The following is a 10,495-nucleotide window of genomic DNA, read 5'->3' as shown; positions in this document are numbered from 1 at the left end:
GACGCAAGATTATCCCGGCGGTTCCGGCAGTTCTTGTCTATTTTGGCGTTTGCCTGCGGCATGAACGGTGATATTTCCCAGAATATTGCTTATAATCGGTAAGTTTTTGCATGGACCGTGCTGACATTGCCCTGCTTGAAGCGCTGCAGAGCGACTCGTCGCTGTCAATTTCTGAACTGGCAGAAAAGGTCGCGCTGTCCTCCTCAGCCTGTCATCGCCGGATCAAGGCGCTCGAGCAGTCAGGCGTCATTGCGGGCTATGGTGCCCGGCTTGAGCCACGACTGCTCGGGCTGTCGGTCGAGGTCTTCGTTGAAATCACCCTGACCAGCCAGAGCCGCGAAGCGATGGACAGGTTCGAACGTTCGGTTCTCGACTTTGACGAAATCCTCGAATGCCACCTGATGTCCGGCACAGCGGACTACCTGCTACGGGTGGCTGCGCGCGATCTTGACCAGTACGACTGGGTTCATCGCGAATGCCTCGCCCGCCTGCCAGGCGTGTCCTCGATGCGCTCCAGCTTCTCCCTTCGGCGGATCAAGCAGATGCGGGGGTACCCTGTTCGGAGCGTGCGAGCCCCCTGATCTCGTCCTCGGTAATCGTCTTGACCAGTGTTACGAACGAGTGCGCGGCGATCCGTTCGATCTGCGGCATGCGCGCTTCGAACGGCTTTTCGTGTCCGGCAAAGATGGTCATGCCTTCCATCGAGCCCGAGATGAACAGGGCCACGATTTCGCGATACTTCTCGTCGAGGTCCGGCCGCATTTCCGCTATGATTTCCACGAGCGGAGCGCGAGCGCGCACATAGAGTTCCTGGATGCGTTCGAGCACGAACGGGTCATGGTTGGACAGCGCCCATAGTTCTGGAAAGAAGTTCGTGGTCTTCTTCGATCGGATGTCGTCGAGGATCAGGTTGCACACGCGGCGCAGGCGTTCTTCGGCGGGAACGCCCGGCATGTGCACGATCTCGACGAACTCGACTTCGTAGCTCCTGATAACCGCTTCCATCAGCTCGCGCACGAGGTCCTCGCGGCTGCGATAGTGATAGGTGAGGTTGCCGAATTTCATGCCACAGGCAGTCGCGACTCGGCGCATCGACATGGCGCGATAGCCTTCCTCGATCAGGATCGAGAGGGCGGTGCGCAGGATCAGTTCGCGCGTTTCCTGCCCTTTCAGATAGCCACCTTCGCGTTCCGGCATGATCATGTCGGTTACGAATTTTGGGGTATCATCTACCTGATTCATTGAGAAAAGTCCTTGAACTCGCCTGCTTGATACCAAAAATCTGAAAACCTGTCATACGACAAAAATAGGTCACTTGACAGGTTTTTTGCCTATTTGAGACTATGTCGGTGCGGCCGGAGAGGTACTTCGGTTAGCGAGGGGAGTGCTCGCATGAGGTTTTTTGCTTTGGCCCTGGCCCTGTTGGCGACCGGGACATGCCTTGGTGGTGATGCGCTCGCCGCGCCCGCTCCAGCAAAAGCGCCATTCCCAAAGGCGCTGCCTGAAGAACCCATTCCTGCGGTGGCGAAGCTGCCGGCGCAGTGGCCGGCGAGCTGGGTCCTGATCCACGATTTCCATTTCAACGCGATCGTCGACGGGCGTGTGATGCTGGTCGATACGACCGCCGCCGACCGCCCGGTAAAGGGGATGGTGCGCGCAGCGCAGTTTGCAAACATGCTCGTCTCTCCCACGCGAGGCGAGGTGCTCACCTCGGAAACCTTTTACTCGCGCCTTACGCGCGGCGAACGCACCGATGCAGTTACAATCTGGGACATGGCTACACTCCAGCCCAAGGGTGAAATCGTGTTGCCGGGCGGCAAGCGCCAGCAGTCCGTAACGTACCCCCAACTGTTCCAGTTCACCAACGCAGACAAATGGGCACTTGTCGCGAATTTTACGCCTGCACAATCGGTTAGCGTTCTGGACCTTGATGCACGCAAGGTCATTGCAGAGATCGATCTCCCGGGCTGCGCCCAGATATACCCGACCGGCGACCGTGGCTTCTCAAGCTTTTGCGCCGATGGCTCGCTCTTCAGCGTCAAGCTGGGGCCTGATGGACAGGCCGTGTCTTCGAAGACCGTCGAGAAGGTCCAGGACATCGATAACCAGCCACTCTTCAGCACGCCTGCCTGGGTCGGCAAGACTGCCTGGTTTGTCAGCTATCATGGCCAGATACAGGCGTTCGACTTCTCGGGAGAAGTCGGCAAGGCGCTGCCTGGAACCTTCAACGTGGGTACTGCCGAAGGTGCCACGCCGGAATGGCGTCCTGGCGGCTGGCAAGTCATTGCTGCAGATTCGGCTGGCAAGCTTTACGTGCTCATGAGCCCCGCCGGTCGCGAAGGCAGCCACAAGGATGGCGGTACGGAAGTGTGGGTCGTCGATCCCGTTGCCAAGGCGCGCACCGCACGCATTGCGTTGCGCGGAGTAGCCACGGCCATTTCCCTGACCAAGGAAGCGCAGCCCCGCCTGATCGTCGCGCGCGGCGATGGCGAGGTCGACGTGCACGATCCGGTTTCGGGCGCTTTCCTTCGCTCGCTCGGAGCTGCCGGTGGTGCCAACCCGATCCTGATAACGGCGCCCTGATATGGTCCCGGTTGCCCTCTTTCTCGCCCTGCTTCTGGCTGGTTCGGCCGTGCACAAGGCCACCGCGCATGACCGGCTCGCAAGCGTCGCGAGCCGTCTGACCGGCCTGCGTGCCCAAGGGATCACGGTGTTGATTCTGGCAGGCACGCTCGAAGCGGTGGCTGCAGCGTGTCTGGTCTTGCCGGACCTTCGCAATGCGGGCTCGCTTCTCGCCGCCGCAGTTTGGTCGGCCTATGCAGTCGCGCTGCTGCGGCACCGCGGCGAAACGCTCGATTGCGGGTGCGACCTCGTGGTCCGCGAGAAGCCGGTTGATTGGCCCTTGATCGCACGCCCTGCTGTTCTTGCAGCCATGGCCGCTTTTGTTTCCACCCTGCCGGCGGCGCCGATCGGCATTGATGCGCCTTTCGCCGCCGCCGGACTTCTTGCGCTTTATCTTGCGGCTTCAGAGCTGCTCGCCATTCCCCATCCTCGCTGGAGGAAGTCGTGATGCTGACATCCCAGATCCTGTTGTGGACCGCCGTGATCGTAGAAGGGCTGCTTATCGCGGCACTCGCGCGGCAGGTCGGCATTCTTCATGAACGCATCGCTCCGGCAGGCGCTCTGACGCTGCATCAGAAGGTCGAGGTCGGCGAAGTGGCCAGCCCGATGACCCTGACCACCATCGAAGGTTCGCCGGTGGAAATCGGCGGCAAGCGGGACGGACGCAGCCAACTGCTGTTCTTTGCCTCGCCCGACTGCCCGGTCTGCAAATCGCTGCTGCCTGTTGTGCGATCCGCTGCAGGGGCCGAAGCCGATTGGCTAGACATCATAGTGGCAGGTGATGGTTCGAAGGCGGAGTATCAGCGCTTGCGTGAACTCCATGCGCTTGAGCGGGTGCCGATGGTCCTTTCGGAAGCTCTTGGCCGGGCGTTCGGTGTATCTAAGCTCCCTTATGCCGTCCTGCTGGACGAGCACGGGAAGGTCGCTTCGCTCGGCCTCGTCAACAGCCGCGAACATCTTGAAAGCCTGTTCGAAGCCAAGGAGCGGGGCGTTGCCTCGATCCAGGATTTTCTCGCCCGTCGTAAGGGAGCCTGAGTTGTGGCTGGTTTAGACAAATGGACGGAACGCCTGACCCGCGGCATAGCGCGAAGCACCTCACGCCGCAGCACGCTGGCATGGCTCGGTGCGACGATAACCGGAGCTGCTGTGTTTCCGGTTCTCCCGGTGGCTCGCGCTGCCAGCGGCAGTCCGCATGGGGGAGGGGGCGGTCATGCACCGATCTCCTCGGGCAATCCGCAGGACCCCGGCGATCAGGCTGCGTGCGACTACTGGCGCTATTGCGCGATCGACGGCTTCCTGTGCTCGTGCTGCGGCGGTTCGGTCAGCACGTGTCCTCCAGGCACCGAAATGTCGCCGATCACCTGGATCGGCACGTGTACCAATCCGGCTGACAACCGCGCCTATGTGATCAGCTACAACGATTGCTGTGGCACCTCTTCGTGTGGCCAGTGCCTGTGCAACCGCAATGAGGGTGATCGCCCGCAGGTCCGGCCGCAATCCAACAACGACTACAACTGGTGCCTCGGCACCGAGAGCAGCGTTTACAACTGTTCGACAGCGGTGATCGTCGGCGTTGCGCTGGACGCGCTGAAATGAAGATCCTGCTCGGCCTTGTGCCGGTGATGGCCGTTGCGGCGTTCGCACTGCCTGCCGTTGCCGCTCCCGATGGTGCAGCGGTATTCGCGCGATGCGCAGCATGCCATACCAAGACCGGTGCCGGCGTGCCGGGAGCCTACCCTCCGCTCGGCGCGGATTTCCGCGCTCTCGCAGCCAAGCCCGCTGGACGGCGATACATTGCCCTTGCTGTCTTGCGTGGCCTTTCCGGGCCTCTGACCGTCGAAGGCAAGCCATATCGTGGCGTCATGCCTGCGCAGGTGCTGGACGATGCTTCAACCGCGGCGGTCCTGAACCATGTCGGCACCCAGATCGCCAAGACCGGCCCGGCCTTCAAGCCGTTCACCGACAAGGAGGTCGCCGCGCACCGGGCGTCCGGCGCTGCACTTTCTGCGGCTGACGTGGCCAAGCTCCACGAAGGGGCTGGCGGCAAATGAAGCGGATTGCGCTCGCATCGGTCGTCCTTCTCGCTGCCATTGCAGCGGGCTTCGGCGTCCGGGCGAGCGAACCGGTCATGCGCGGGGTGAGCAACCCGCAGCAGGCTCGCATCGACTACATGCTCAAGTGCCAGGGCTGTCACCGCCCTGACGGCAGCGGCGACGACCGCTCCAACCCACCGATGAAGCACATCGTCGCGCGGTTCCTCAGTGTCCCTGGCGGTCGTGAGTTCCTCGGCCGTGTGCCTGGAGTATCGACCGTGGACCTCGACGAGGTACGGCTCGCAAATCTGCTGAACTGGACTCTCTACACTTTCGACCCGGCGCACATGCCGACCGATTTCCGGCCCTACACGGCCAAGGAAATCGGTCAGCTGCGGCGCCACCCCCTGCGGCTGGAAAGGGCTCCGATGAGGGCGCAACTGGTCGCAGGTTTTGCGCAGGAAAAAACAAGACCGAGCAATCCGTAAAAACATGCCCTGAATGGGAGGCAAGACAATGAGGGAACGTCTTTTTCGCGGGATCGCGCTGGCTGGGGTAGCCGCAACATCCATTTTCGCAGCAACGCCCGCTTTGGCGCAGGATGCGCAGGCCGAGAATGCCGTGCCGGACGGCCAGATTGTCGTTACCGCCACGAAGCGCGCGGAAAGCCTGCAATCCATCCCGATCTCGGTCTCGGCCATCGGTGGCGAAACGCTTTCGAAATCACGCATCGTCAACGTCGACAGCCTCGTCACCAAGGTCGCCAACCTGCAGCTGACCTCGATCGTGGGTGACAATACGCCGATCTTCTCGCTGCGCGGCGTGTCGATGTCGGACTACAGCCTCAATCAGGCGAGCCCCGTCGCGACCTATTATGACGAAGTCTACAAGGGCAACTTCGCCTTCCTTGGCGTGGCGATGTACGACCTTGAGCGCGTCGAAGTGCTGCGCGGGCCGCAGGGCACACTCTATGGCAAGAACACCACCGGCGGTGCGGTAAACATCATCGCCAACAGCGCCAAGCTCGGCGAGACCAGCGGCTACTTCAATGCGGGCTATGGCAACTACAATCGCGTCGATCTGAATGGTGCGGTCAACGTGCCTTTGGGCGACAAGGCAGCGCTGCGCGTGGCTGGCACGTATGCCAAGGCCGATGGCTGGTTCAAGAACGTCGTCCCCGGCAAGCCCGACCTTGCCTCGACCGATGAATACGCCATCCGCGCCACATTGAACGTCGAGGCGAGCGAGACTGTCCGCTTCGTCCTGCGCGCTTCGACCAGCTTCCAGAACCCGCAGAACTACGGCATCTATGCTCAACCCGAAGCGGTCAACCGCCCCGGACTCGGCAAGCGCGAGATTGCGTCGAACATTGATACCAAGCGACGCGCGCGGACCTATTCGGTCGCGTTGACCAGCACGTTCGATATCTCCGACGCACTCACCGTCACCAGCATCACCGCCTGGGACAAGGGAAGCCTGTTCTTCTACGAAGACACCGACGGCACCGCGAGCCAGTTGCTCGAAATTCCCTACAATGATCGCGCCACCCAATTTGCCGAGGACCTGCGCCTGACCAGCGACTTCGGCGGAGCGTTTGACTTCATCCTCGGCGGATATTTCCATCGCGAGAAGGTGTTCAACGAGACGGCATTCGAAATCGGCAAGGACATCGATTCCGATGGCGTTCCCGGCATCACCGCCAACGATTGCGCCGTCGGCCTGCCGTTCGCGTGCCTGTTCCGCAACCGCTTCGACCAGCTCAAGAAGAGCTACGCGATCTATTCCGACGTGAAGTACGAACTGTCCGATGCGGTCACGATGCGCGGCGGCTTGCGCTACACCCACGACACCGGCGTGCAGAGCGGCTTCCAGTCCGACGCACTGGGCGTGGATAACTCGCTGATCGTCAACCTGATCCCACTCTCGTCGCTGCGCTACTCGCAAGATAACGTCTCGGGCAAGATCGGCTTCGATTACAAGCTGGCCGACGGTAACCTTCTCTATGCCAGCGTCAGCCGAGGCTATCGCGCGCCAAGCTTCAATGCCCAGGCCTTCTTCGACCCATCGGAACTGTCGATTGCCAAGCCGGAGCAGGTCACGTCCTACGAAGTCGGTGCCAAGACCCAGTTTGCTGACCGCAAGGTCACGCTGAACGTTGCCGGCTTCTATTACGACTACCGCAACCAGCAGTTCATCAACGTCGATCCGTCGTCAGCCGCGCAGACCCTGCTCAACATTCCCAAGTCGCGCATCTACGGCGGCGAGGCAGAGCTGACGATCCGCGCCAGTGACCGCCTGACGATTCACAGCGGCATGGGCGTGCTCGCGACCAAGATCCAGCGCGGCAGCGTCAGCGGCGTGAACGTGGCAGGTAACCGGCTCTCGAACGCTCCGACCTTCACCTTCAACGCGACGGTCGATTTGACCGTGTTCGACGGTGACATGGGCAAGCTCTCGCTCCATCCTGACATCGCCTATCAGTCGAGCCAGTTCTTCGAAGTGCTCAACGTGCCCCGCCTGCGCCAGTCGTCCTATGCGCTGGTCGGCGGTCACATCGATTGGGAAAGCGCCGACGGCAAGTTCAACGCATCGATCTGGGGCAAGAACCTGACCGACAAGTTCTACTTCACCTCCCGCGTTGATCTCCTCGCCGGATTCGGCTTCGATTACAACCACATCGGCAACCCGCGCATGTATGGCGTGACGGTTGGCGCGAAGTTCTGAGATAACCTGAACAAGGCTGCGCCACAGCAGCCGGGAGAGGACAATGGCTGACTACAAGCTGCTCATCGGCGGCAACCTCGTCGATGGCGACATGACGATGGACGTCATCAACCCGGCAACCGGGGAGCCGTTCTGCACGGTTCCCCGCGCCTCTGCGGCTCAGGCGGACGCTGCCATCGCTGCGGCAAAGGCTGCAGTGCCGGGGTGGTCCGCCGTTCCCTGGGCCGGGCGGCAGGCAAAGTTGATCGAGCTTGCCGACGCCATTGCCGCCCGCAAGGACGAACTCGCCCGCGCGCTTACCCTTGAGCAGGGCAAGCCTCTCGCAGAAGCCATCGGCGAACTCGGCATGACGGACGCCTATCTTCGTCACTACGCGACGCTCGAACTGCCCGACCGCGTCATTCAGGATGACGATACCGGCTATATCGCCGTCAAGCACCGCCCATTGGGCGTTGTCGTGGGCATCATCGCGTGGAACTTCCCGCTGCTTGTTGCTTGCTGGAAGATCGGCCCGGCCGTGCTCGCCGGGAACGCCATCGTATTGAAGCCAGCGCCGACAACCCCGGTTTGCGCGTTGATCCTTGGCGAAATCTGTCGCGATGTGTTTCCGGCAGGCGTGGTCAACATCATCACGGACGCAAACGACCTCGGCCCGCACCTCACTGCCCATCCCGATGTCGCCAAAGTCGGCTTCACCGGTTCCACCGCCACCGGCAAACGCATCGCTGCAAGCGGTGCCGACACGCTCAAGCGCGTCACGCTAGAACTTGGCGGCAACGACCCGGCAATCGTGCTCGAGGACGTTGATGTGCGCGAGACCGCGCAGGCCATCTTCGGCAATGCCTTCTTCAACAACGGTCAGGTCTGCCTCGCGGTGAAGCGCGCCTATGTCCACGCCGACATCTATGACGCGATGTGCGGCGAACTGGCCCGCCTTGCCGAAGCCGCCGTTGTCGACGACGGTCTCCAGCAGGGCACCCAGATTGGTCCGATCCAGAACGCGATGCAGTTCGAGAAGGTCAAGGGCTTCCTCGAAGCCGCGCGTCAGGACGGAACCATCGTGGCAGGCGGCGAAGTGATGGAGCGTGCCGGATACTTCATCCGCCCGACCATCGTGCGCGACGTGACCGATGGCGACAAGATCGTCGACGAGGAGCAGTTCGGCCCAATCCTCCCGATCATCAAGTTCGACGATGTGGAGGACGTGATCGCGCGTGCGAATGCCAGCGACTACGGTCTTGGCGGTTCGGTCTGGTCGAAGGACGTCGGCCGCGCGGCCGACATTGCGTCGCGCATCGAGAGTGGTCAGGTCTGGGTCAATCAGCACATCGCCATCGGCCCGCACATTCCCATGGCCGGTTTCAAGTCCAGCGGTCTCGGCGTAGAACAGTCGGTCGAAGGCCTTGCCGAATATACTCAGACCCAGGTGGTGAACATCAAGCGATGACGCAGCTTTCCTACGCCAAGGGCGCGACTGACGAGCCGCTTCTGGAAAAGACCATCGGGCAGGCGCTGCGAGACGCCGCCCGTCTATGGGGCGAGGATCTGGCACTGGTCTCGCGCCATCAGGGCATTCGCTGGACTTGGGGTCAGCTTGACGATGAAGTCGATCGCATCGCCACAGGCTTGCTCGATCGCGGCGTGGCCAAGGGCGACCGCGTCGGCATCTGGGCACCCAATTGCGCCGAATGGACCGTCCTGCAGTTTGCGACCGCACGGATCGGCGCAATCCTCGTCACGATCAATCCGGCCTATCGCACCAGCGAGGTCGAGTACGCGTTGAACAAGGTCGACTGCACCTTTCTTGTTAGCGCAGCCAGTTTCAAGTCCAGCAACTACGTAGCGATGCTGCGTGAACTGGGACCCGAAAAGCTGCCGATGCTGCGTGGCATGGTCGCGCTAGGCTCACAGCAGTATGACGGCTTCGAGCCATGGGAAGCCTTGCGCGCCCAGCCGGACATGGAGCGGCTCGATGCGGTCGCCAGAACGCTTCACCAGAACGATGCGATCAACATCCAGTTCACCAGCGGCACCACCGGTTTCCCCAAGGGCGCGACGCTCACCCACCGCAACATTCTCAACAACGGCCACTTCACGGCCCGCACGATCAAGATCGGCCACAAGGACCGCATCTGCATCCCGGTGCCGCTCTATCACTGCTTCGGCATGGTCCTCGGCAATCTTGCATCGCTGACCAGCGGCGCTGCCATGGTCTATCCGGGCGAGGCCTATGATCCCAAGCTGGCACTCGAAGCGGTTCAGGCGGAGGGCTGCACCGCGCTCTATGGGGTGCCGACGATGTTCATCACCATCCTCGCCCAGCCGGACCTCGACGACTATGACGTAAGCACCTTGCGCACAGGAATCATGGCCGGATCGCCATGCCCCGTCACCACGATGCGGCAGGTCATGGACCGCCTCAATATGACCGAGGTGACCATTGGCTATGGCATGACAGAGACCAGTCCGCTGACCACGCAGACCGCGACCGACGATCCCATCGACGAGCGCGTCGGTACGGTCGGTCGGGTGCATCCACACGCTGAGGCAAAGATCGTCGGTCCCGATGGCGAGACGCTGCCGATTGGCCAGCAGGGCGAATACTGCTCACGCGGCTACGCGGTCATGCTCGGTTACTGGGACGATCCGGCAAAGACTGCCGAAGCGATCGATGCCGAAGGCTGGATGCACTCGGGCGATCTCGCGACGATGGACGCGAATGGCTATGTCCGCATCACCGGCAGGATCAAGGACATGATCATCCGCGGCGGCGAGAACATCTACCCGCGCGAGATCGAGGAATTCCTCCTCACGCATCCCGCCATTCAGGACGCACAAGTGTTCGGCGTTTCCGACGAGAAGTTCGGCGAGGAAGTCTGTGCCTGGATCATCGCGCGGGCAGGGGAGTCTCTGGGGCCTGACGACGTCCTGAGCCACTGCAGGGGCCGTATCGCCCACTACAAGGTCCCACGCCACATCCGCATCGTCGAAGCGTTTGCCATGACCGTAACCGGCAAGGCGCAGAAGTTCGAGATGCGCAAGATAATGGAAGCGGAGCTGGCAGGATAAGGGTGACTACGCATTTATCTGGTAAGCAGTTGCTTGCTGGAAGTGGT

The 10,495-nt window shown here is 61.7% G+C and carries 11 protein-coding genes; 10 read left to right on the top strand and 1 reads right to left on the bottom strand.

The window, feature by feature from the left end:
• Positions 1–110 precede the first annotated feature (110 nt).
• Entirely contained in the window at positions 111–581 is a 471-nt protein-coding gene (locus ACZ1JX_RS07680; protein WP_465126162.1) for an Lrp/AsnC family transcriptional regulator, read from the top strand.
• Here ACZ1JX_RS07680 and ACZ1JX_RS07675 read toward each other — a convergent pair.
• Positions 535–1,242, bottom strand: coding sequence for a TetR/AcrR family transcriptional regulator (locus tag ACZ1JX_RS07675; protein WP_465126161.1), 708 nt, complete (start codon positions 1,240–1,242; stop codon positions 535–537). The genes ACZ1JX_RS07680 and ACZ1JX_RS07675 overlap by 47 nt on opposite strands.
• 150 nt (positions 1,243–1,392) lie before the next feature.
• Here ACZ1JX_RS07675 and ACZ1JX_RS07670 point away from each other — a divergent pair, with 150 nt between their 5' ends.
• Genes ACZ1JX_RS07670 through ACZ1JX_RS07630 form a run of 9 tightly spaced genes read left to right on the top strand, consistent with a single transcriptional unit; the run spans position 1,393 to position 10,448 of the window.
• Positions 1,393–2,583 (top strand): amine dehydrogenase large subunit, encoded by a 1,191-nt coding sequence (locus tag ACZ1JX_RS07670; protein ID WP_465126160.1) that lies wholly within the window; start codon positions 1,393–1,395, stop codon positions 2,581–2,583.
• 1 nt (position 2,584) lies between these two features.
• Positions 2,585–3,070: a MauE/DoxX family redox-associated membrane protein gene (locus ACZ1JX_RS07665; protein ID WP_465126159.1), complete on the top strand. Its 486-nt coding sequence runs from the start codon at positions 2,585–2,587 to the stop codon at positions 3,068–3,070.
• On the top strand, positions 3,070–3,657 hold the full coding sequence (locus tag ACZ1JX_RS07660; protein WP_465126158.1) for a thioredoxin fold domain-containing protein: 588 nt from the start codon (positions 3,070–3,072) through the stop codon (positions 3,655–3,657). The genes ACZ1JX_RS07665 and ACZ1JX_RS07660 overlap by 1 nt, the downstream gene beginning before the upstream one ends.
• A 3-nt stretch (positions 3,658–3,660) precedes the next feature.
• Positions 3,661–4,218 carry a methylamine dehydrogenase light chain gene (locus tag ACZ1JX_RS07655; protein WP_465126157.1) on the top strand — a complete coding sequence of 186 codons (558 nt, stop codon included), beginning with the start codon at positions 3,661–3,663 and terminating at the stop codon, positions 4,216–4,218.
• The gene (locus ACZ1JX_RS07650) at positions 4,215–4,673 is read left to right on the top strand and encodes a c-type cytochrome (RefSeq protein ID WP_465126156.1); all 459 of its coding nucleotides are present in this window, start codon (positions 4,215–4,217) and stop codon (positions 4,671–4,673) included. The genes ACZ1JX_RS07655 and ACZ1JX_RS07650 overlap by 4 nt, the downstream gene beginning before the upstream one ends.
• Complete coding sequence (locus ACZ1JX_RS07645; RefSeq protein ID WP_465126155.1) at positions 4,670–5,143, top strand: cytochrome C; 474 nt, start codon at positions 4,670–4,672, stop codon at positions 5,141–5,143. The genes ACZ1JX_RS07650 and ACZ1JX_RS07645 overlap by 4 nt, the downstream gene beginning before the upstream one ends.
• Before the next feature lie 28 nt (positions 5,144–5,171).
• Positions 5,172–7,379, top strand: coding sequence for a TonB-dependent receptor (locus tag ACZ1JX_RS07640; protein WP_465126154.1), 2,208 nt, complete (start codon positions 5,172–5,174; stop codon positions 7,377–7,379).
• Positions 7,380–7,422: 43 nt separating this feature from the next.
• Positions 7,423–8,826 carry an aldehyde dehydrogenase family protein gene (locus ACZ1JX_RS07635; RefSeq protein ID WP_465126153.1) on the top strand — a complete coding sequence of 468 codons (1,404 nt, stop codon included), beginning with the start codon at positions 7,423–7,425 and terminating at the stop codon, positions 8,824–8,826.
• Positions 8,823–10,448: an AMP-binding protein gene (locus ACZ1JX_RS07630; RefSeq protein ID WP_465126152.1), complete on the top strand. Its 1,626-nt coding sequence runs from the start codon at positions 8,823–8,825 to the stop codon at positions 10,446–10,448. The genes ACZ1JX_RS07635 and ACZ1JX_RS07630 overlap by 4 nt, the downstream gene beginning before the upstream one ends.
• Positions 10,449–10,495 lie beyond the last annotated feature (47 nt).

The sequence above is a fragment of the Novosphingobium sp. BL-A-41-Hi4A-0G genome (assembly GCF_055521735.1).
This window is presented reverse-complemented; position numbering and strand designations above follow the sequence as displayed.

Coding starts and splice junctions, on each gene's coding strand:
- ACZ1JX_RS07680 (WP_465126162.1), top strand. CDS start 111: ATGGACCGTGCTGACATTGCCCTGCTTGAAGCGCTGCAGAGCGACTCG.
- ACZ1JX_RS07675 (WP_465126161.1), bottom strand. CDS start 1,242: ATGAATCAGGTAGATGATACCCCAAAATTCGTAACCGACATGATCATG.
- ACZ1JX_RS07670 (WP_465126160.1), top strand. CDS start 1,393: ATGAGGTTTTTTGCTTTGGCCCTGGCCCTGTTGGCGACCGGGACATGC.
- ACZ1JX_RS07665 (WP_465126159.1), top strand. CDS start 2,585: ATGGTCCCGGTTGCCCTCTTTCTCGCCCTGCTTCTGGCTGGTTCGGCC.
- ACZ1JX_RS07660 (WP_465126158.1), top strand. CDS start 3,070: ATGCTGACATCCCAGATCCTGTTGTGGACCGCCGTGATCGTAGAAGGG.
- ACZ1JX_RS07650 (WP_465126156.1), top strand. CDS start 4,215: ATGAAGATCCTGCTCGGCCTTGTGCCGGTGATGGCCGTTGCGGCGTTC.
- ACZ1JX_RS07645 (WP_465126155.1), top strand. CDS start 4,670: ATGAAGCGGATTGCGCTCGCATCGGTCGTCCTTCTCGCTGCCATTGCA.
- ACZ1JX_RS07640 (WP_465126154.1), top strand. CDS start 5,172: ATGAGGGAACGTCTTTTTCGCGGGATCGCGCTGGCTGGGGTAGCCGCA.
- ACZ1JX_RS07635 (WP_465126153.1), top strand. CDS start 7,423: ATGGCTGACTACAAGCTGCTCATCGGCGGCAACCTCGTCGATGGCGAC.
- ACZ1JX_RS07630 (WP_465126152.1), top strand. CDS start 8,823: ATGACGCAGCTTTCCTACGCCAAGGGCGCGACTGACGAGCCGCTTCTG.